The organism is Alteromonas sp. ABH4_457, assembly GCF_056160625.1.
On the sequence record NZ_JBSWXN010000004.1, the window covers coordinates 276,639 to 298,752 of the forward strand.

The following is a 22,114-nucleotide window of genomic DNA, read 5'->3' on the forward strand; positions in this document are numbered from 1 at the left end:
TTAATCCTTGAATGTACGGTGAAATGCCTGAATAAAGTGGTCATGAAACCTAACAGTCTCTTTGTTACTAGTCACGCACTTTTTTGCGCTGATTAGAGCTTTCATCGTAACCAGTGCGCCTCTGATTGAAGTAGCTTTACTAACGACCTCTTTCAAATGAGCTTTTGCTATTGAGAAATCATAGTGTGATGCTGACAAACAGTTGTCGGCACTGAGTGATGAGAAAGATACCACCACAGCTTTGCCACGACGATGCGCGGATGGTGGGTGATCCGGCAGCTCGTCAATCAACCTGATGATCTCACATTTACCCTGTTCGATGACGGCATTGAGCTTCGGAGTTAGAGAGTCTTCTTTAGACAGGTAGGTGGCCAGCATGCTTGTATCCTTGATGTGACTTTCCCCTTTAAAGTATCACAGGCGGCCTAGATTGTCAATTGTTATTTAGGATGGCCATAAGGTCTGATACGCTTGTTTCATTATGCATGTACGGCAGTAATTCATAGGGTGTGATCATGCCGCTGTTTTTCTGCATCTTAATGAACTGCATAAAAATTTTGTAGTTTCTGACGTCCTCATTGGTTCTGTCTGTCTTGCTGGCGATCCTGTCTGTATATTCGGCAAAATCAGGCAAGTAGCCTTGATTGGTGGCAATGGAGATAACAAGAAACTTGGCAAGGGTATTTCTCGTGAAGTGTGTATAAGCTTGCCAGAGTGCTACACAGGGTTCTGTTGTAGCAATGCCCAGCCGTTTTGTAAGGCTGTTTAGCATGCCCTCGTTGTCCAGCAGTCCCAGCTCGCTGAGTCTGATTATTGTATTGTTCTCAGAGTACGGTTCTCCGCTGGTGTCCTCAAACAGGAGGGGTAGTCTTTGATTTGTAAATTCCATCAACAGAGTCGCTGGCGCATGATGAAGCTGCTCGGCATTAAGCAGTGCATAGAAGGCATTACAGTCTAAAGGCAGTGAAGTCTCAGGGTTGAGGTATAAGTGGTTTTCGTTTAGCAATTTTTCCCATTGGGCTTCACTGAGCCATTCTGCTGTAACCACTTGGTTTCTTAATAGCTGCTCAACCGTGGTGTTTGCAACAGAACGACTAGTCAGATATTCGCCAAACGCTTCTTTTTGAAGTTCAAACACTTCAGGATAATGGTTGGCGAGAAAGAGGATGATATCGGTATCCTCATAGTTATACGCACTCACCAAAAGCGGGCATCTGGAATTATGGTCAGTTAATTTCCCACCATTGGCAATCATGTATGCAAGAGCACGCTCAACAAAGCCAGACTCATGTGTGGTCGTGCGTCGGATCAACTTTGATAAGAAATTTGCCTTGTTAGAGTCGGGCAAAATCGGAAATAGTACTTCGATTAACTTAATTCTGCCTTGTTCAAAAGCTTTGCTTATCGCCATCTCGATGAGCGGAAAATCTTCTTTATAGGTAGGTAGCAGCTTACAGACCAAAGCGGTTGCAGTATCGCTGTCCGGATAAGTAAGGGCGTCAAATAAGTGATTATTATCAAGAGCTGGCCTGTCACCCTGAGACGCGGTGGCAATAAGCAACTGAACACCGTCTGGATCTCCCACTTCAATGAGGGTGCGAAGGTAGGTATTAACGTTTTCAATGACATGGGGCAGAGAGAGCTTATTTGCCCTCAACTCTGCGGTTATAAATTCAGCACTTTTAAATCTTGGCATACTTACTCAGACTGCGAACCTGTTGGTGTTGTCGCATCCTGCGAAAATGATAAATTCAAAAATTCCTCGACCTTGCTTCTTTCTGAATCGTTACTTAAGGAGAGAAGCGCATGCTGTGCCTCTAAGTCATCCATAAGGCCGGACACCATATACTCGTAGGGCGTGATGTCCGTTGCTTCGCAGTATAACGTTACTGCTGTAGCCGAATTAAGCAGGCCGCCTTTGCTCTTAAGAAGTGAGACAAGCTGCTTATTATCCGACTCTGCTGCATTATACATAGCTCTATGTTGCTTGAAACCGATTTCAGCGCCTTTTTTGAGCAGTGCGTCGGCAACGGATACGGACTCAGGCCAATCTTTTTCAAGACAAACACAAAGGAGTGCGTGATTCAGCAGAAGGAGCGATATTTTAGGATTACCTAAAATATAATCAATAGTACTTTTTGATTGGTTTTTAATGGCCAGAATGAGTGTGTACTCAGAACTCGCTGTTACACGCTTGCTGTTTGCTGGTGGGGTGTTAATCTGCGCTTTATGTTTTATGAGCGCATCAATAACGGCGCTCCTGTCTGGGCAATTTTTAACCCTTTCGTTGTAAGAAAAGACACGCGCCCAGACTGCTGCGCCCATGAACTTGGTTAGCTTTGGATGCTTTGCTAACAATAAGATGGCTTTTCCCGCCTTCTTGTTAAAAAGATGTCGTGTGAACTCCGATTCAAGATCTTCTGCTGACTGTTTCAAGGATAAATACTCCGCTGTAAGTTTGTGTATAGTAGCACAACAAAATAAAATGTCAATGTTGTTGTTGTAAGTGTACTGATTTCTATGCAATACTCTCATTAATGTGAATAGTTTAACATTTTCTATTATTTGATTGGGTATTTTATGTGCGTAAAAAATGATGACAAGGAATATGTCGGGCCTTCTGAGAGTCAGACAAAATTAATGGCAGCGGGGCTGATGGTAATGATTGTTGTGACGCTTTGCGGCATCGTCAGTCTCGGGGAGATTGAGCAGGGGGTGTATCTGGCAATGGCCTTGGTGGTGATTGAAATTCCTTTGGTTTTACAGTTATACGCCGCGTATAACCGGCTTCAGGATATGCGCCGCCATGAGCGTATGCTTAAACTTGCAGCAGGCAAAGAGGTGCAGATTATTAATTAACTTTTGTTGCAGTAGTTTATAAATGTTATAATAGGTAATCTATTAGGTATTTATATGAGGCCTGCTATGTCAACAGCGTACTGTGTAACAGATGGGAGTCACTTACCGGATATCAAGGTCGGTGGTGTGGCTGGTACTATTGCCGTTAAGGGAAGTCAACCGCTAGAATTTTCAGGACTAATCAGCAATGCTGGAGATTCAACAGTCATCGAGTTTCTTGCTATCAAGAAGGCTATGAACATTATCAAAAAAATGAACATAGATGGTGCGGGCATTAAACACGTTGTTTTTGCTACTGATTCTCAAAATATTGTTTTTGCGAACGATCCTGATACTGCTTTAAAAGAGCATCCGGACAAAAAGTATTATGTTGGGACAGCCAAGCGTTATAACAATCTGATTACTCAGTTGCAAAATATTGCCAAGCAGGCTGGTGTGACTTATGACATTTTTAAGGTAAAGAGTCATGTTCCTGATGAGCAGGCAAATGAAATTGAAAAGATTCATAACAAAATGGATTTGGCCGCTAAAATTCCTATGCGCAGAGCGTTTGATGCAATCGACCTGAAGTCCCTTCGTAAGGGGAAATCGTTTACTGTTTTCGTTCCAGCTGACATGTCGGAAGAGACGTTTGATAAAGTGAAAAGAGTTGCGTTAAAGCTGTTTCATCAGGGGTATACCGCAAAAGTGCTTCTGGAAAAAGGAGCGTCCAATCCCGTACAAAAAGCATTTGTTGCTTTTCAGGAATTTCACGGATTCGATAGAAAGAAATTTGGTCAGGTGTCGCACTTGGTAACTGATGCGGTCGATCCCGAAGATGGTGATTTTGAAAGACCGATAACGGGTCTGAATCTGTCGCGGGCAAGACAGTGGATCAAGCTGGAAGGTAAATATGTTAACGAGTGGGAGTTAAAAGGACTGGAAGGGGCGCTGATGAACGATATTATTGAATCAACGCTGGGTCGTTCTTATCCGCAGCATAAAGTCCTTATGGATGAGTACAAGGGAAAATTAACAGGTAGCGCCTCTGAGTTTATTCTTCACCATGGTGAGGAAGGAAAAATGCCACAACATGATGCTATGATGAGACGCGCCGTCAAAGTAGCTAAACTGGAGAGAAGGCTTGTGTCTCAATTTTTACAACAAGATCTCGAAAAAGATATGGCGGATGCACTCAGGCCTTAACTAACTTGACAAAAATAAAATTCTGTGATATAGTTTGTGCAATTAATCACGGGATTTTTTTATGTCTTTACCTAATTATGCGGGTCTGCTTGAGGTAAAACACTTTACAAGTGAAGAGCCTGTTAACGTATTTGGCAGTGACAGACCAGTTAAAACGCTGACCGAGATCTTCATATATAAAGCCATCAAGGGCAAATCTGAAGGCCTGCCCTTTCAGAAGGGAAAATTACTGGCCAAGGTGAGGATGTCGGATTTTCAATTCGGAATGGCTTTAGCAAGGAGTAATCAAACTGGCAACTACTGCACGTTAGAGTATGTGCATGGTTTTAGCGTAGATAAAGATTCCTTCATGCAAACGATTGTCAACCGGCGTATGTATTATGCTATGAAAGACGCAGCGAGTAATGATGATCAGTTGATGCAGGCTGTTTCAGCGCTTGAGGCGATAGCATCAAATCTGCAATCAGGCAGCAAATTGACCAAAAAAGACCGCGAGGAATGGATGTCAGGGTGCAGGGTCATATCTGAAAATACGGTTTCGAACTATCGGTTTGCTATGAATAAACTCAGTGCTGCTGCAAAGATTAACGCTGAGTCGGCGAAAGCGGAAATTCACGGTCTTGTTCGAAATTATTACCGGACAGAGATACTTAAGTCTTTACCTTCACCGGAGTTTTCTGACGCTGAGGAAGGTTGGAACTCTCTTCTTTCAGAAGCAAATATCTTGATATCCCCAAACAGAAGTTCTTCACATCCTCTTTTTGACGGTGCCGGTTTTTCTAATCATAGTGTTTCCATTACTCTTCAAGGTAGTGACGGACAAAGAAAGAGCGCCTTCTCTGGCGAAATGTCAACGGGATATTCTTACGATATTGAAGGGAAGTTTATAGAAGCAATATCCGTATCCGTGACTCCGGAGCAGTTTTCACGCTTTGTCAGGGCTGACAGTACATTGATACCCTGCACCCTCAACAGGGTAAAGGATCTTGAGATTGATGACGAAAGGAAGTCGGCGCAGAATACTGAAAAAGAACGTCTGGAATCAATAGGAGATGCCATTTACAGTGATGTGATTGGCATTGCAAAAGCTGGAATGGAGCTTGTATCAGCGACAGGAGGCCGGACGATAAAATCAAGAAAGGAAATGATAGAACTGACCAGACAATTAAGGAAAGCACTTGATTTGACGTCCGGTACAGTGAAAAAGACAGCTCATAATTTTGGTGAGCAAGAATTTTCCCGCCTCCAAAAGGAGGTTGATGAATATGTAGGCATGGAAGCTGCGTCATTACCTGACTCTGTAAAAGACAAAATTCTTCCTCTTTTCTCGAAAAAATAAACATGCCTCAAGAGTCGCGTATAATTAACACGCGGCCCACTCACAAAAGTATCGCTTCTGATATTTAATTAATACATCATGTAAATAGTAGTAGTCTTCATGTATAATGAAGGTGTTACGTATATTTTTATATGAGTGTATTTTATGAAAAAACTGAAGAAAGGTGCGATGATAGTTGCGCTGGTGGCTCCTGCTATTATGTCAGGGTGTGCCTCAACGCAACCAGAAAATGGTATCTCCAATCCCGAAGCTAACACAAAAATGAAGCCGCTTGATGCCTACTTTAAGGGATTCCTTTTTGGTGAGTGTGAAAAAATCTCCTTTGATAACTATCGAGACGTACTAGAGGAGAGACGCTCAGGGATGTATGGAAATCCTTTTGAGGGTGACTGTGTGCCTATCTCTTTTTCGCGGCCAGAGCCTGAACAGTTTTATAGCGATATCATAGGTGCCGCGCAGGATAAGGAAAGGGCGCAAAAAATTGTCGACTCTCTCCGTGCCCCTTTGATTAACGAAAAAGACACTAACTTCGATACGCTTGATGATTACAATGTTCAGAAAATTGTTTTGAATGATGGTCGTCTGGCGCAAATCATGAAGTTCACCGATGAGGGCTGGTCTGATAAGTACAAAAGCGTCATCCGTGACAGAGATAGAGTGCTTGCTGATTTTGATGAGTACATGTTTCTTCATGAGTTGTTCCATATGAGTCTGCTGAACTATGATAGAAGCCTGCCTCGCAATATTCGGGAGACGATGAGCGATGTTGGCGCGGTGCTTGTGATGTCATCAACGCACCAGTTGACGCCGGAGCAGTCGCTTTCGCTGGCAAAAGACGTGTATCGCGCCAGAGAACAGGAGGCGGGATACGGTGGGTACGGGCAGCCTACTATAGGCAGTCACTACAACCCTCACGTGCTGCGGGACATGGTTGGTTACTTTGAGGAAAATGCAGAGAGCCTAACTCACGTTAACTCTTTTGAGGATGCTTTTGAAAAATCCGTTGATATTGCGTTGCGCATGAGTAATTACAGTAGGAATAAGTTTTTGGCTGGCTCTGTATACTGGACGCCGGATATGAAATTACCTGAGAACGTTGAAATGACAGCAAGCATAGATGGCATGGTCGTGGACACGCATACCGCGACAACAATTAAAAACAAGCCGCAGTTCGGAATGGCCAAGCTAAAAGGTCATAATAACTGCAATGATCATGAAGTTTCATTGTAAACCAGCTTCCTGTTCTACCTATTCTTCCTGTTCTGCCTGTTGAGTCGAACATGCTCTCAATAGGCCTCCTCTTTTTTGCAATAAAAGATTAAAAAACCATCCTGTGGCGGCGTTAAGCTGGGCATCTTAGACAAAAGTATGGTAATATATACAATGTATCAATTGCAGTCGCTTGATAGCAGTCGCTTGATAGCAGTCGCTTGATATTTTTATGTGTTTCGGCTGAAGTTTTTTGTTTTAAGTAAAATAAGGTGTATTTATTATGTTCAGGTTATCAAAACTACACAGAAGTGTAGGACTGATGGTGACAACAGCGGCACTGGCTTTCGGTGTGAATGCTGATGATAGCGAACAGGCTTTTAAACTGCCTGAGCGTTCTTCGATGATCACCATCCCAAATGCGTCTACTCCGTACCGTCTGCGCTACATGACAGACTGTAACACTTCACCCTCTACATGTCTCATTGAAACAACCTCGCTGTTCACAGCATGGATGGACTCCGGTGTGCCGTATGATTACACCACTTGGTTGCCTGAGGCGAAGTTGCAGACGTCCGACTTTCAGCAGAACCGTGATTATGAGCAGGATCAGATCCGGTTTGAGCAGCAGCGTTTCCGTCACAAAGAAACAGGTGAACTGGTCAATAACGGCGATCCTGTTTTGCATGAGCAAACAATCACGCGGACAGAATATCGTCCGGTATCAGTAAGCTACACCGGCTGGGTAAATAACGGCGCAAATCATTCCTGCGATGACTGGTCTCCGGAGACAGATACAGTCAAGTGGGGTGAAGAATTTACTCAGTATCGCGGCTGTCTTGAGCCACAGATGCAGTATCGGGTATACACTGCGGAAGGAGCAGAAATTGCCCGTGAAACTGAGCTTCAGAACGTTGGGGATCAGGAGAATCAGTTAGCACTGGGTACACTTGATTATATCACCCAAACAATTATGGGTACGCCGGAAGACTGGTCTGACTTTGGTGACAAGACCTGTACCACTTGGACGCCGGACACTGACACTGTATGGGAAGATACGGAATTCACTCAGAATCGTGACTGCGACATAGCGCAGGAACGTAACGTAACTTACTGGGATCAGTGGGCTTCCGGTGCTGAGGATACGGAAAATCGCACAGAGCGTGAGACACAAACTCGTGAATGGGAAGATTCTCAAGTCGTTATCGGTACTAAGACACTATGGATGGCTACCTCTGACGACTTCAGTATCTGGACTAACGATGGCCCTTACAGCGCGACCACATGGGCACCGTCTCCAAACAGTCAGACTGCGAACTATACACAGTCACGCACAAAAACCCAGCCTCAGACCCGTGATAAGTATACCCGCGAAAAAAATCAGCGTGATGGTACGTACCGAACCATAGAGACTACTGCCGAGGAGCGGAATGTAGTTACTCCTGAGCAAAGAACTGTTGCAGTAAGTCAATCTGAGTGGGCGAATACCAGCGTCAGTTCACAAACTGCATGGAGTCCTGCTGTATCTAATCAGACTGCCAACTTCACACAGTCTCGCGGATATACACAGAATCAGAAGTCAACCAGAAGCCACAAGGTGGACGGCACTACTATCTTTAGTAAAGAGCTGACCCGCTCGCTGGCAAACCAAAGTGAAAGCCGGACAGTAACAGCGGCCAATGGGAACTGGGGCGACTACGGAAACGCCTACGATTACGGCAACTGGAGCGTAAATTACGGAAATCAGACAAGTAACTATACCCGAAACCGCCCCTATAAAAAGGACAAATACAGAACGTGGACGTATAAAGCGGACGGGGAGACGCTTGGCACTTGGAGTCAGAAGAACACAGGTAACTTTACGCAGACCGAAAATGTTGTAGTCACCCTTTCAGGTTGGACTGATACAACAGCAAGTTCTCAAACTGCATGGAGTCCTGCTGTATCTAATCAGACTGCGAACTTTACGCAAACGCGAGGGTTTACACAAAACCAGAAAGCGACCCGTTATCATAAGGTAGACGGAAAAACTGTTCACACCAATGCGCTGACCCGTTCGTTAGCCAATCAGAGTGAAAGCCGGACGGTAACAGCAACATATGGAAATTGGGGAAGTTATGGAAGCGCCTATGGATATGGCGGCTGGAACACCAGTTATGGAAACCAGACGAGTAATTACACTCGAAGCCGATCCTATAAGAAGGACAGATACAGAACGTGGACGTATAAAGCAGGCGGATCAACACTGGGTACTTGGAGCCAGAAGAATACAGGTAGCTTTACACAGACTGAAAACGTATCGGTATCTTGGTCTGGATGGTCAAATTCAGGTGGTCTTATCGAATGTTCATCTACATGGTCGCCGAGCCTGAGTAACTATTGGAACGACGAACTCGTTTCTCAAACCCGCTCTTGTAAGCAAAAGCAGGTTGGTACTTATACCCATAAAGTGAACTCTACCACTGTCCATACCCGCTCAGTAGACCGGAAAGTAGCTGCGACAGAAAGTAGAAGAACGCAATACGGCACTAAGACACGCTACACTGTAGCTTCTCAGTCTACCTGCGATGCCAGCACGGTGTATGATACTACTTATGGAAGCTGGAGTCCGGTAGCTGATGCGCAAACCAGTTCCTATACTCAGAGCCAGAAGAAGACCCAGAAACGCCGCCAATGGTGCTACAATGTCAAGACGGATAACAAAACGGGTTCGAAATCGCAGGTTAATGGTTACTGGAAATACAATTCTGATGTTGTTTCATATCCTCAGCGCACAGTCACTGTTTCTAAAGGAAGCTGGGCGTGGGTAGATGGTACGCAGGATAGTTACAGTAGTTGGTCTCCGTCTTCAAGTTCTAAATCAGGCACTACATCGAACTATTCTCAAACGCGGACTTATAAGCAAGACCAGCGTCAGAAGTATACTCATTCAGTTGGCGGGACTAATATCCGCTCATTCTATGTTTATAAACGAGATGTAAGCAGAACAACTTCTCCGAGAACGGTTACGGTGAAGCAGACGACTGGATGGACAAATAACGGCAGTATTCATAGCTGCGGAAGCTGGAGTACCTATAGCTCAACACAAGATCGACGCGCATGTAAGCAGCCTCAATATCGTAAGCTGACGCATTACGTAGGCACCACTAAATACGGTGGCCCGTTCACGTTCACAAGGAATAAGACTGTTTACCAATATCGTGATTCTGTAACGTACAAATGGGTGCATGTCGCAGAAGCATATGGAGAGCGAGAAGAGCCTCAAACATACGTAACCAAAGGAAGTACGTGTACGAAATCGCAAGAGGGACTTTACAACGCCTATCATGCACAGTATGAATCGAATGGTCGCGAAGAGGGATGGACAGTGAAGTACGCGAGGTGTACAAAGCAATAAGATAAAACAAACGATTAAAAAGTCAGTCTTTACGACTGGCTTTTTTATTTTGATGCATTGATTTTTTATGATGTAAATTTCCCGTATCTATGAAAATAATACTACGTATATTTAAGTTATTGTTGCTATAATCGATCAGGCGTCATGCATTTTGGCAGCCTATGAATTTTTATTATGGCTTTATTTAAGGTGTATGTATATGAATCGCTTAATCCATAAGGCGGTCTTATTGGCTTCTGTCGCAGCAGTAAGTTTCGCAGTCAATGTTTCAGCTCAGGAGTCTACGGGATATAAATTGCCGTCCCGCTCCAGTCTTATCACCATTCCTAGTGCTACCACGCCATATCGCCTGCGCTATATGACAGACTGTAGCGATTCTCCGTCAACGTGCCTGATAGATACAACGTCTCTGTTTACGGCATGGATGGACTCGGGGTCGCCCTATGATTATACAAGCTGGGTTCCCGAGCCGCTTGCGCAGGTTTCTGACTTTCTGCAAAGTCGCGACTATCAACAAGATCAGATCCAGTTTGAGCAGCAGCGATATCGGCACAAAGAAACCGGTGAATTTGTTAATAACGGCAGTCCGTTACTTCACGAACAGACTGTAACCCGAGATGAGACACGTCCTGTCTCAGTGAGCTACACGGGTTGGGTGAATAACGGCTCTAACCATTCGTGCGACAACTGGTCACCGGAGACAGATACGGTTAAATGGGGCGAATCTTTTACACAACTCCGAGGTTGTCTTGAACCGCAAATTCAATACCGTGTATATACTGCATACGGCGATGAGATTGGGCGGCAAACCGAGCTTCAGAATGTCGGCGATCAGGAAAGTCAGCCAGCAGTAGGGACACTCGATTATATTACTCAGACTATTATGGGAACGCCCCCCGCGTGGACAGATTTTGGTAAGGAAACGTGTGGCGAGTGGTCACCGGACACTGATACGGTCTGGGAAGACACAGAGCTTACTCAAAACCGTGACTGCGTTATCGGGCAACAACGTGACGTAACTTACTGGGATCAGTGGGCATCCGGTGTAGCTGACACGGAGAACCGCACGGAGCGTGAAACCCAAAACCGTGAGTGGGAAGATGCTCAGGTTGTTATAGGCACAAAAACGTTATGGATGGCAGCCTCAGACGATTTCAGCATATGGGTAAACGACGGTGAGTACAGCGCAACAACGTGGGCACCTGCACCAAACGCCCAGTCGTCTGATTACGTACAGTCCCGAACCAAAACCCAGCCGCAGACGCGGGACAAGTATACCCGCGAAAAGAACCAGCGTGATGGCTCATATCGCACTGTTGCAACAACAGAGGAATATCGCGATGTGAATACGTCAGAGTCCCGTACTGTTGATGTATCTCAATCCTCTTGGGCAAACACAACGGTATCGTCGCAGACCAGCTGGACGCCTGCATTAGCGAAGCAGCAGGCAAATTTTACGCAGACGAGAGGGTATACACAGAACCAGTCCGCAACTCGGTATCATAAAGTTGATGGGGCGACTATTTACACCAAAGCACTGACGCAATCCTTGACGAATCAGAGTGAGTCGAGAAATGTGGTTGCCTCTGTCGGTAGTTACGGTGCATACGGGACAGGGTATAGTTACTCTGATTTTACACCGGCTTATGGGGCGCAGACTTCTGCCTACACAAGAACACAGACTTATAAAGCAGACAGGTCAAGACTGTGGACGTATAAAGTTAATGGCGTTTCTATTGGTACATCTTCAGAAACACAAACTTCTACATTAACTAACTCACAGGCGGTTGCCGTAACGTGGTCAGGATGGACAGACTCCGGAAGTCATTATTCATGTGGCAGCTGGTCGCCTGATCTGGCGGGTTACTGGGATGATGAGCAGGTAACACAGACCCGATCATGTAAGCAGGCACAAACGGGAACCTATACCCATAAGGTAAATGGCTCTACCGTGTATACCAATGCTAAGTCTCAGACAATTTCAGAGAATGAAACGCAGGTCAAATATGGCACCAAAACCCGCTATGTAGTTGCCTCTCAGTCAACGTGCGACGCGACAGTGACCTATGGCACGGCAACTTACTCAACATGGTCGCCAGCAGCTGGCACTCAGCAAAGTAATTATTCACAAAGCCGGAATAAATCCCAGCCGAGAAGAGCGTACTGTTATAATATTAAAACGGACAACAAAACCGGCGCAACGTCAAAGGTTAACGGAAGCTACTCCGAAAAAACAGCTCTGGTTACCAGTGAATCCAGAACTGTATCCGTGGCTAAAGGAAGTTGGGAATGGATAAGCGGAACAGATGACAGCTACAGTTCATGGACTCCGACCTTTGCAAGCAAGTCATCATCAACAGCTGATTATTCTCAGACGCGGACTTATAAGCAGGATCAACGTCAGAAAGTAACGCATACAGCCAGTGGCTCAACCATACACACGTTCTATCTGTATCAGTACGACATAAGCCGTACCTCTTCAGCAAGAACAGTTGATGTTGCTCAGGATACGAGCTGGGCAAATTCAGGAAGTCTTTACAATTGCAGCTCGACGTATGTGGAATATGGTAGTAGTACCCAGCTCAGGGCAGCTTGTAGTCAGAACCAGACAGCGAAATACGGTCACTATGTATCAGGAACAAGGATGGCGCAATACACCCATACTAAGACCGTGACAGGCTATAAGTACAAGGATAAGCCGACTCTGACTTGGCAGTCATTCAGCGCCTATGATGGCTATTCAAGAGAGATCCCCAGAAGCACGGTTACCCTCGATGGCACATGTACTACAGAAGGGGAAATCGAGGCATACAGATACAGCTGGTATGAAGAATATCAGGAGTACTACGTGCGATACGCTAAGTGTCAGTAGCATAAAGCAAAAAGCCAGCACGGAAGCTGGCTTTTTTGTTGCCTGATGCTCTTGAAGTCAGAGTTCTTCGCTACCATTAATGGCCTCGTAAAACGCATTCTCATCCCGACATGCTAATTCATAAAGATCACGAGACAGCGCTCTGATTGCATTAAGCGCTAAACCATTCATTTTATGATTCTGCTTGAAATATACCATCTCCGAGAGGCATTCCAGACACTCTTGCAAACGGCTATCATTTAACGGCAATACTTCTGTCTTCGGCACATATTCTATGCCATCAATTACGACTTTAGGCATATCTTTCCTTACCCTATCAAGCTGATGTAATGAGAATAATTGACATCAAAGTGCTTGGCCTAAAACAAGCAGAATGACAAAACATGATGTCATCACTGATTTGCTAAGCATGAACTTTGTCTTTTCAGATCTGCTGAGGGCATAAAGCACAATTAACAGTGCGCTATAGCCACCAGCAGCAATCATAAAATCCAGACCTGCATGGATAGTAAGTAAGGGAATGAAAGACATCGCTGACACTGTGATTACATCGCGTAAGACTTTACTTCCTAATAATGCTCCGGCAATTGAGGCCACAAACAGGATCAAACCCAGCTTAATACTTTTGCTCATTTCTATGATAACCAGAAGAGCAAAGATAAGAACGCAGAAAAAGTGACTAGCTTCTGTTGCTAAACCCGATTTAAATTCTTTAAATGTCATATATTTGTCGCTTATCTGTTTGTAGCGTTAAGGTTTGAAACCTGAGAGAACGGAATAACGCTTGCTGCCGGAGCATCACCATGCTGAAGGGCTTTGGATAAACCAAACTGACTGGGAGACTGAAATATACGCAGTTCGAACTTTTTAGCCATAGCCATGATCCAGTCGCCAAGATCGGCAGCCATTTCTTCAGTGTCGACCCATCCGGAGTGCTCCGGCTTAACAAAGAAGTAGCATTCAAGAGGAACGCCCTGTGGAGTAGAGTTAAGGTGACGGATCAGAATAGTAGCTTCATTGTTTACTTTTGGATGATTTATAAGATAGTGCTTGATATACATCCGAAACATACCGATATTTGTCATTTCCCGATTCTGGACAGGCTGATTTTCACAGAAAAGCTCATCTGCTCCCCACTGAGGCTGCTCTTGCTTCTTGCCATCAATATAGTTTCGCAGAAGGTGGTACTGGGAATAGTGATTGATATCTTTCTCTGACAAAAATTTTACCGTATCGATGTCGATAAAATAAGAGCGTTTGATTCGCCTTCCCAGACCGTACATCTCTCGCCAGTTCACGCCATCAAGCAGGTTTGATAAAGAGACAGTATGCATCTCATTAGCCCATCCTCTGATTGTAGCGTTCACCATGTTGATCGAGACCACTTCACCGTCCACTTTGTCTGTTTGTACCCAATCGCCTACGCGGATAAGTTTCTGACTGGTTATCTGAAGTCCGGCAAAAAGGTTTATTAGCGGATCTTTGAACACCAGTAAAAGTACCGCAGAGAGTGCGCCTAACCCGCTAAGCAGATAAGCAGGGCTTTTGTTCATGAGGAGTGACACCACCATTATCAGAGATATAGTGATTGTTATCACCTTCAGCATCTGACTAATCGATTTTATCGGCGCGTTTCTTGTCATTTTGCGATGCTCTAAGTGGTCATACACAGCATTAATAATGCTGTACACTAACTTCGCGCACGCGATGACTATAAGGATATTGGTGGTCTTCAACAATCCAGCTTCAATAGTGGAGTGAGCAATAAATCCCGACCCGTATCGAAGCAGGATAAGAGGAAAAAGACGGAGTACGTTTAAGAACAATTTATGTTTGAGTAAATACCCTATTAAAGGAATAGAAGAGCGTAAAAGTACTTTTCTCATTAATGGGGTAATAAGTCGGGTGATTGTCATATGCAAAATAGAAACAGCGACAATCAGCATGCTAACGCGACAGACCGGATACCATAGCGAACCGTCTGTTAAGCCGAGTAACGCCTCTCCTTGGGTAAAGAGAAAAGCATTAATTTTATCCAACATAGATACACCTTAAAAATAAAAAGCGCCACAAGGGCGCACTACAACACTGAGTCTATTTTAATACTCTATATAAATTACGCAACTGGTCATAAGTGTTGAGCGTGGTATTTTTTTGCCGCAGTTTAAAGAGCGGAAGTATGGCACACGTATGGCCGCATCTCCTGCAAGGATTTTGCCGTTGGCGGATTACTCCGCCAGCATCTCCAGATATTGCGCTTCAGTCAGTACCGTAACGCCAAGATTCTCAGCCGCTTCAGTTTTTCTGGCACCTACTTTTTCTCCGGTGACAAGATAATCCGTCTTGCCTGATACGCCACTGCCTACCGTTGCCCCCAATGCTTTCGCCTGCTTTTTCATATCATCCCGAGAACCTTGCACCATCGTGCCGGTGAAGACAATGACTTTACCTGCAATGGGACTGACAACATCAGGCGTTTCAGACGCAAGAGGGGTAGGGATGAGATTAAATCCAATCTCACCGTAGAGTTCATCAAAACTCTTTTTGATATGACTCAGACCGTGAATAAGGGCGTCAGCTGTTTTGTCACCGATTTTCGGTATTGCGACAAGATCGCTATGCGTCAGGGAAAATAATAAATCCAGCTTGTGTTGCTTTAATAAAATTTCGGCGACGCCAACGCCAACACCTTTGATGCCAAAAGCCGATAAGAATCTCGTATCCTCTACGGCTTGATTACGGCTGCGCTCCAGTTCATCAATCAGGTTCTGGCTTTGCTTGTCGCCAAATCCCATAGCCACCAGCTCATGGTGCTGTAGCCGGTAAATATCTTCAACAAAGGCGATGCCGTGTTTGGATAAACGCTCAGTGGTTTTAAAGCCAAACCCGTCGACGTTCTGCATCTGCGTAAAGAAATGCAGCAGGCGTTTGGAGGCTTGCGCAGGACAGCTTTCCTTGTTTGTACAAACAAGATCATTAGGCTCTTTGCCTTCCTCTACTTCTTCCCAAGACAGGGGTTCGCCACAGGACGGGCAGTGCTCCGGCAGTACCGCACTCACAGATGTCTGGGTTTCTACAATTTTAGGGATAACCAGCCCTGAGCGTACAAGACCAATAACAGCGCCTTTGCCAATCCCTTTGTCATTGACGTACTTGTAATTGTGACAGGTAGCCCGACTGACGATAACACCACTGACTTCAGTGGGAGTTAATTCAGCTACAGGCACTACTCGGCCAGCCCGAGAGGTTTGAGGCGTCACAGCAAGTACGGGAATAGAAACAGGGGCTTCATTTTGCTTGAGTGCCACCATCCACCGATGTGCTTTCTGTGTTGCACCCATGTGCAGTTTTAGTGCGTCATTGGTTGTTTCGATGACTACTCCGTCCAGATCGAATGGCATGCCGGAGCGAGCCTCTTCGGTCAGGGTATCGAAGTTATCACGCAATTCGGCTACCGTGGTTGTGACAGCCTTGAGTTTGCTGAATGGTGCAAATACCACACCTTTGTCAGCGATTGCTTGTTTGATACTGGCGTCTGGCTCGCTCTCTTTGAGTACGGCTGCAATGACATTTCGCGTATTGCTGAAATCGTCGGCCAGATACTCTTCAAAATACATGACATCGACGACGATCTCACCGACTTCATGGTCGCGGGAGTCATCATTGAAGCGTTGCAAGCCACGTTCAATGACACGGGTGATGTCTGTGCCGCGCACGCCATTACCACGGGTGTACATGGTTGTGCCATCATCCTGTGCAGCAAATCCATCCAGCTTAGGGGTTAGTCTAAGAGTAATCTCAGAATCAGGCAGGCCAATTTCCGCTGCTGCTCTCTCAAGTCGCTTAAGCCAGTTGTTGACGGGATCAAACCCGTAGGCTTTATCAGTGGACAACATGCGTCGGGGGAGTGTAAGGACTTTACCGCCGACTCCAAGTTCCTCACCTCCAGCATCATTACCGTCCGACTCAACACTATTTAAAAATGGGTGATTGGGATCAAGTTCCGCAATGCTGGTCAGGATATAGGTGTCGTAGATAGTATCGGACGGAATATTATTCTGTAAATTACGGTAGCGGATATTAAATAATGTGGCAAGGTTTACGCGCTGCTCAAGTGTCAGTTCGTTAATAAAAGCATGGAGTGCATCACCATCGAGAGTCAGGACGTAATCGCCTATAACGTTATAGTCTTCGTTATTAATGGTTTCAGCATTGGGTGTAGTGTTCAGGGTGGTAATATTCATCATTATTAATTCTCGTTGTCGTTGTTTGTAAGGATATCACGAGAAGTAGTTTGATGATTTTCAGCTACTTCTCGCTCTGTACAAAATGGTTTTACGTATAGCTCGGGTCATTTAGTACAGGTGAAGAAAAGGAGCTTTCACCCGAATGATAAAAATAACGACATTGGCTGGAATTGAGCGCCATTAAGTCTCTCAGGTAATCACGATTACCGATGCATTCCGGCAACCCCAACTTTTGAAGGGGAGTCGGATCTTCGCATTTATGAAACACAAAGTGCGAAATAAGCGGCACAAGAGGCTGCAAACCGAGTGCAGAAGTCGAGCTTACAATCACACCAATTCCTTGATCCTTCAGTGTATTCAGGATGGCAGGAAGACGATTGAATTCACTCAGGAGAGTCGGGTTTTTAATATGTAAAAAGACAACTGGCTTCTCATTTCCGTAGAGCTTTGAGGACGTTGATAAGTCTGTCAACATTTGCTCCACGAACGTACCCACCTGCTTGGATAAAATTTCTGACAATCTAATGTTCATCAGTGCTAGATTCAAAGACGGACTGTCAGCTGGTGTGCGAATACAGTTGTTCACCAAAGACAAACAATTGATGTCACTGCCAAAGCGTACCGCCATACAGCGATATGTATCCTCACAGTCCGTGAAATAGTACACAGAACGGCCTTTTGAGATCAGGAATTCTGCATAATCTATAGTCTTTCTGCAACTGTCCGATATGTCATTGCCTAAGAATAATATGCCATCGTTCGCGGACTCAGGCCCGAAGCAAACATACTTCTGTTTTTTTGCGAATCCCGTCGCGTGCTGTAGTTTCTGCAAAAAACCTTGAGAGTCACCATTCGATAACGCTGCTTCGCCCAAAACGAAGGCGTTATCTTTGCGAACTTCTGGGTGTGTATCGAAGATCATCATTACGCAACATTTGTCATGTATTTGGCTTTATATGCGCCGATCAATTCGTTGGCGTCTTCACCGGATACAAAGTGGACAGGGCCGCTTTGAATAATGCTTATAACCGGCATGCTTTCAGCAAGGGCCAGTAATTTGTCGAAGTCAAAGCCAAATCTGTTTGCGATGGTTTTGAGAGATTTCATGCGTTTATTTTACCTATAAAGTTACACGTATGGTTGAGATCGAGAGGATATCACAAAGTTTTTATAATACAACATATATAATAACTTAATGCATAATAACACAGAATCGCGGCATTTGTCAATAAGGCAAAACAACACCGAGGCAGAGCCTCGGTTAGAACAACAACAGAATAATTTTTTTACATGGGTATCTTATGTCCATGGTCGGGTTTAGGCTTTTAAACGAGCCTGCTTGGATGCAGAGCCTTCCGCAAAGGTGCGGATTGTTCAAAACCTTGGAATAGCGTGATTTCACTCAATTGAGTAAAGCCATTTCCTAACCGACAAGTATATAATACATGGTATATTTAACTTTGCAACCATTAATGTCTTATATATTTAATTTTTCAAATTAAACTCGGGCACAAAAAAACCGAGGCAATGCCTCGGCTCGAACAACAACAATAGGTTTTGGTAAGCCCTATACTACTTATAGATAGAGACTCAGGGGATGGTTGCAAAAAGAAGTGCGATTTCTGATTTGCTAAAAGGAGTCTCTATGGGGTGTATATTACGGACTTATTTTTCTCACTGCAACCTGTTTTTGTAAAGTTGTAGCATTATTTAAATACTTTGTTTATATAAATAGGGCGGTGTTAATCATAATTGTTGTTTCTTCAGACAGTCCTTCTGTGTCTAATTCCAGAGGCGTTGTGTTGAAAGCATGGCACACAATCTTGACCTGCTCTGGTGAGTGAAGTTTTGTCAATAATGGCGTTGGTGAGTCATACAGCTTTTTAAGCAGGAAGACGGCAAATCTGTGGTGCAGTGTGTCATCATCCTCGTCCAGAGCTTTGAGAATGCTCTCTTCGCTGGTGTCGATAGGCGTCTTGCTGATGTAGTGAGGGTAGATCACGCTGGCAGCCTGATAATGCTGAGCTTGTACCGCTACTTCTAGCAGCGAGAGGTTGCGACTTGTGACTGTGATAAGCTCCGGTTTATCAATACTTTTGAATAACGCCTGAATGCTTTTTGGGTCATCATGCTTCAACAGATAGCTGGTGACAGGATGTTTGTCGCCGTCTGTGCTTGACAGGACGTAGCCGTTTTCCAACAACCACGGTAGTACTGTGGGATGGATAGCGGATGCCGCGATGGTAATTGGATCTAGTTGGCTGCCTTGCTTAAGAGTATTGAGATCCTGTTCTTTAAAAATTACGTCAAAGTCGTAGCTCTGTTGCTTCATCGTCTCTAAAAGTTCTTTTGATCCGTAATGCAGCGTCTGTGCTGCCGTTGAGATCCCTTCATGCCACGCATTCTTGAGATCAAAATCCTTAAGAATGAGATTGGCGAGAGTATGAAACTGTCGTGCCAGCGCCTGAAAATAAAATGTTGCAGCATGTTCTTCACTACTATAGTTAATATGACTATGAAGCGTTGTCTCAAAATTCTTTGTAGGATGATCGTGAGACAATACGTAGGACAGAATGCTTACAATTTCGTTGGCATTATCAAAGCGAACATTGTTTTTTTCGATGTGCTTAAGTACTTCGTCAGGATTGCGAAATTGAGATTGAAAAAAAGCTTCTTTTGATGAGGTCATGATCACTCTTGAGCAGTAGTTGTTTGTTGCATAATAACAAAAAACTCCCCCAATGTCAATGTTGGGGGAGTTTTCGTTGGTATCAATTAAGCGACTTTCCGATTTTCACTATCAGTTGTCTTGCTGTTTTTGATGTCATTCAGCTTGGCCTTTGCTTCATCTAGCTTGGCAATCGCAGTGGATTGACGTACTTTTTCAAAGGCATTAAGAGGTCGCTCTTTGGCAAGATTCCCGAATGCAATCACTTCTTTCCGGATCTTCGCCATTTCATATTCAGCGCGATCTTTTTCTGATGCTTGCTCTACCCGTTTTATCAGCGCTGCTTCCATTTTTGCTACCTTGGCGATGAGCTTAGCAGCTCGTTTCATTTCGGTGCCAGCAACATTGCCCATGGCGATGATTTCACGTAGAGCAGATTCTGTCATACCACAATCTGACAGTGCGTTTTTCAGGCGGCCTTTGTAGCGAACCAGTTTGGCGTCTTCATCTACGAGATAGCATGATTTATTTGCGCCTTTTTTGTTCTTGTAGGTCAGCATGCCTTTTTTCGCTTCGTCAGTCTGCAATGCTTCGTCGAGAGTGATGCCGCCTGTAATGCCCATCATATCAAAACTGTAACGCAGGTTGTTAATATGTCTTTCGGCAGCATTGATTTTGCTTTCCAGCCAGAACTGTGTCCAGCTGAGGAGCGGGAAGCTGGCGATATAACTTTCTTGAGAGCCTTCCATAACCGTCACTTTTAATGTGACTGCTTCATGGTTGCTCATCGCCTCTCCATTGCTATCGCGGTAACTTTCGCGCAACGCTATCCAAGGCTGCTCCATGTCATCTTTTTCGATACTGAAAGCCTGAGTCATTTCATAACCCTGTTCTTCAGCACGGAACTTCAGTAGTTCAATAAAATGCTCTGACATTTCCACTTTTTGCTGTAGGTGCTTAATGTAGTTGCTGAATGGCTGCTTGCCCCGACCGCTTTTTCGTTGCGTACTGATTGCAGGAGTATGTTTTTCGGCATGATGCATAGACAGAAACTCTTCTGCAACATAGAAGCATTTACCAATGCGGCGTAAAGCCAGTAAGTCTGGGGCAACCTTAGTACGTGCCATGATGAACTCCAAATTATCCGTATGTTGTTGTAAGGTGTATTCGACCTTATATAGCACGTATTATACATTTGCTATTTCATTTGTCAATTAATATGTTGTGTATTTAGTTTTCGACTTTGGTACAATGCATTAAGTTATTTTTAAGGAGTATTTATTTATGTCTGTCGATTATTCATCTATCCCGCGTCATAGCCAGCTTTCCGCACTTGCATTACTGCGTGCAGGCGCAAGCTACCACGAAGCGGCTGAGCGCTATGGTATGACTGTTGAGCAGGTCATGGAGCTGTGGAACGATAATAAGGAGAATGCTTAATGCCGAAGGGTTATCGGATGGCAGACTTCGATTTTGAAAAGCTGGCTGTGGTTACGAAGCAGTTTCAATATATAGTCGATGTAAATAACCGTTCTGAGCTGATATTTGAGAAAGGCTTATATTTGGGGTCAGATGAAGCATTTCTTGAGTATTATGAAAGTGGCGCAGGGCCGGAAGAGAGAGTGCAGGATGTTAAGCTGACTTACGAATTTAGTGAGGCGGATTTAATTCAGGGGGAGGCAGGGCTGGCTGACAGTGAGCTGATTGTTAAAAAAGCTCAGCTGGTAGATGCTGTCTTTGCTGATCCTGATATGCAGGAGAAGTGGTCTCATTTACTGTCTCGTGATGCTGAGAGAAAGCCGCAGGGAAGGCCTGTGGTGAGTGATGATGGTTTAATGTATGTTGTGCGGGCGCAGGATGCAAAAATGGACTATCTGCTGGACGGTGACTACTGCTACAAACATACGGGATATAACACAACCGCGAGATCAATTGGCCGCCAAATTGAGCAGATTGAAGAGGGAGAGTCGCCCCGTGACTGGGGAGAGGTGTCTCTTCGAAAAGCTATTGAACATGGTGTAACGATGGCAATAGCTCATGGGTTGCCTAAGCAGGTTGTCCTATATGCATTGAAGCAAGGTGAGCTTTTCGAGTCAACTAATGCAGGAGAATGGCACTATCATGGTAAGCCTAAGATGCAGGGGCGGGTGCTGTGCGAGATCAGTGAGGAAGGTGAGATTAAAGCATCTGGTCGTAGAATTAATGCAAAACCCCCTTCGTTGACACATTCACTGGCTTTATAAGTAACAATATCCATCTCTGGGAGGATGCAGTTTTGAAGAACGCATCCTTTTTTAATATCCTGTGTAAATAAAATGCCTTATTTGTAAGCAAAAAG

19 protein-coding genes are annotated in these 22,114 nt (G+C 44.7%); 8 read left to right on the forward strand and 11 right to left on the reverse strand.

The features are described 5' to 3' along the window. From ACXAGR_RS11260 to ACXAGR_RS11270, 3 genes are read right to left on the reverse strand one after another with little or no spacing between them, the layout of a single operon-like run. Entirely contained in the window at nucleotides 1-378 is a 378-nt protein-coding gene (locus ACXAGR_RS11260; protein ID WP_474850240.1) for a hypothetical protein, read from the reverse strand. Between the two features lie 55 nt (nucleotides 379-433). Further along, a complete protein-coding gene (locus tag ACXAGR_RS11265) occupies nucleotides 434-1,696 on the reverse strand; it encodes a hypothetical protein (protein ID WP_474850242.1) in 1,263 nt (420 codons plus the stop codon). A gap of 2 nt (nucleotides 1,697-1,698) precedes the next feature. Next, nucleotides 1,699-2,436: a hypothetical protein gene (locus tag ACXAGR_RS11270; protein ID WP_474850244.1), complete on the reverse strand. Its 738-nt coding sequence runs from the start codon at nucleotides 2,434-2,436 to the stop codon at nucleotides 1,699-1,701. 144 nt (nucleotides 2,437-2,580) lie between these two features. On the opposite strand from ACXAGR_RS11270, the gene ACXAGR_RS11275 reads away from it, so the two are divergent. The 6 genes from ACXAGR_RS11275 (at nucleotide 2,581) to ACXAGR_RS11300 (ending at nucleotide 12,861) form a co-directional block, all read left to right on the forward strand. Beyond that, nucleotides 2,581-2,859: a hypothetical protein gene (locus tag ACXAGR_RS11275; RefSeq protein ID WP_474850246.1), complete on the forward strand. Its 279-nt coding sequence runs from the start codon at nucleotides 2,581-2,583 to the stop codon at nucleotides 2,857-2,859. Between the two features lie 126 nt (nucleotides 2,860-2,985). Next, nucleotides 2,986-4,044: a hypothetical protein gene (locus ACXAGR_RS11280; RefSeq protein WP_474850248.1), complete on the forward strand. Its 1,059-nt coding sequence runs from the start codon at nucleotides 2,986-2,988 to the stop codon at nucleotides 4,042-4,044. A 61-nt stretch (nucleotides 4,045-4,105) separates the two neighbouring features. Further along, nucleotides 4,106-5,383, forward strand: a complete 1,278-nt coding sequence (locus tag ACXAGR_RS11285; RefSeq protein WP_474850250.1) for a hypothetical protein — start codon at nucleotides 4,106-4,108, stop codon at nucleotides 5,381-5,383. Between the two features lie 144 nt (nucleotides 5,384-5,527). Further along, complete coding sequence (locus tag ACXAGR_RS11290; protein WP_474850252.1) at nucleotides 5,528-6,613, forward strand: hypothetical protein; 1,086 nt, start codon at nucleotides 5,528-5,530, stop codon at nucleotides 6,611-6,613. Between the two features lie 262 nt (nucleotides 6,614-6,875). Beyond that, nucleotides 6,876-9,989 carry an RHS repeat domain-containing protein gene (locus ACXAGR_RS11295; protein WP_474850254.1) on the forward strand — a complete coding sequence of 1,038 codons (3,114 nt, stop codon included), beginning with the start codon at nucleotides 6,876-6,878 and terminating at the stop codon, nucleotides 9,987-9,989. Nucleotides 9,990-10,188: 199 nt separating this feature from the next. Further along, the gene (locus ACXAGR_RS11300; RefSeq protein WP_474850256.1) at nucleotides 10,189-12,861 is read left to right on the forward strand and encodes a hypothetical protein; all 2,673 of its coding nucleotides are present in this window, start codon (nucleotides 10,189-10,191) and stop codon (nucleotides 12,859-12,861) included. Between the two features lie 57 nt (nucleotides 12,862-12,918). Here the strand turns inward: ACXAGR_RS11300 and ACXAGR_RS11305 are convergent, their stop codons facing one another. From ACXAGR_RS11305 to ACXAGR_RS11340, 8 genes are all read right to left on the reverse strand, one after another. Then, entirely contained in the window at nucleotides 12,919-13,161 is a 243-nt protein-coding gene (locus tag ACXAGR_RS11305; RefSeq protein WP_474850258.1) for a hypothetical protein, read from the reverse strand. Nucleotides 13,162-13,206: 45 nt separating this feature from the next. Then, the gene (locus tag ACXAGR_RS11310; RefSeq protein ID WP_474850260.1) at nucleotides 13,207-13,584 is read right to left on the reverse strand and encodes a hypothetical protein; all 378 of its coding nucleotides are present in this window, start codon (nucleotides 13,582-13,584) and stop codon (nucleotides 13,207-13,209) included. Nucleotides 13,585-13,595: 11 nt separating this feature from the next. Next, nucleotides 13,596-14,903: a mechanosensitive ion channel family protein gene (locus ACXAGR_RS11315; RefSeq protein WP_474850262.1), complete on the reverse strand. Its 1,308-nt coding sequence runs from the start codon at nucleotides 14,901-14,903 to the stop codon at nucleotides 13,596-13,598. A gap of 186 nt (nucleotides 14,904-15,089) precedes the next feature. After that, nucleotides 15,090-17,108, reverse strand: coding sequence for a helix-hairpin-helix domain-containing protein (locus tag ACXAGR_RS11320; RefSeq protein ID WP_474850264.1), 2,019 nt, complete (start codon nucleotides 17,106-17,108; stop codon nucleotides 15,090-15,092). 88 nt (nucleotides 17,109-17,196) lie between these two features. Then, nucleotides 17,197-18,033: a hypothetical protein gene (locus ACXAGR_RS11325; RefSeq protein ID WP_474850266.1), complete on the reverse strand. Its 837-nt coding sequence runs from the start codon at nucleotides 18,031-18,033 to the stop codon at nucleotides 17,197-17,199. Next, nucleotides 18,033-18,215, reverse strand: coding sequence for a hypothetical protein (locus tag ACXAGR_RS11330; protein WP_474850268.1), 183 nt, complete (start codon nucleotides 18,213-18,215; stop codon nucleotides 18,033-18,035). Before ACXAGR_RS11330 ends, ACXAGR_RS11325 begins: the two co-directional genes overlap by 1 nt. Nucleotides 18,216-18,831: 616 nt before the next feature. Further along, entirely contained in the window at nucleotides 18,832-19,797 is a 966-nt protein-coding gene (locus ACXAGR_RS11335; protein WP_474850270.1) for a hypothetical protein, read from the reverse strand. Nucleotides 19,798-19,883: 86 nt separating this feature from the next. After that, complete coding sequence (locus ACXAGR_RS11340) at nucleotides 19,884-20,903, reverse strand: hypothetical protein (protein WP_474850272.1); 1,020 nt, start codon at nucleotides 20,901-20,903, stop codon at nucleotides 19,884-19,886. A gap of 157 nt (nucleotides 20,904-21,060) precedes the next feature. Between ACXAGR_RS11340 and ACXAGR_RS11345 the strand changes: the two genes are divergently transcribed. Together ACXAGR_RS11345 and ACXAGR_RS11350 are read left to right on the forward strand one after the other, a co-directional pair. Continuing rightward, nucleotides 21,061-21,216 carry a hypothetical protein gene (locus ACXAGR_RS11345; protein WP_474850274.1) on the forward strand — a complete coding sequence of 52 codons (156 nt, stop codon included), beginning with the start codon at nucleotides 21,061-21,063 and terminating at the stop codon, nucleotides 21,214-21,216. After that, nucleotides 21,216-22,019: a hypothetical protein gene (locus tag ACXAGR_RS11350; protein ID WP_474850276.1), complete on the forward strand. Its 804-nt coding sequence runs from the start codon at nucleotides 21,216-21,218 to the stop codon at nucleotides 22,017-22,019. The genes ACXAGR_RS11345 and ACXAGR_RS11350 overlap by 1 nt, the downstream gene beginning before the upstream one ends. Nucleotides 22,020-22,114 lie beyond the last annotated feature (95 nt).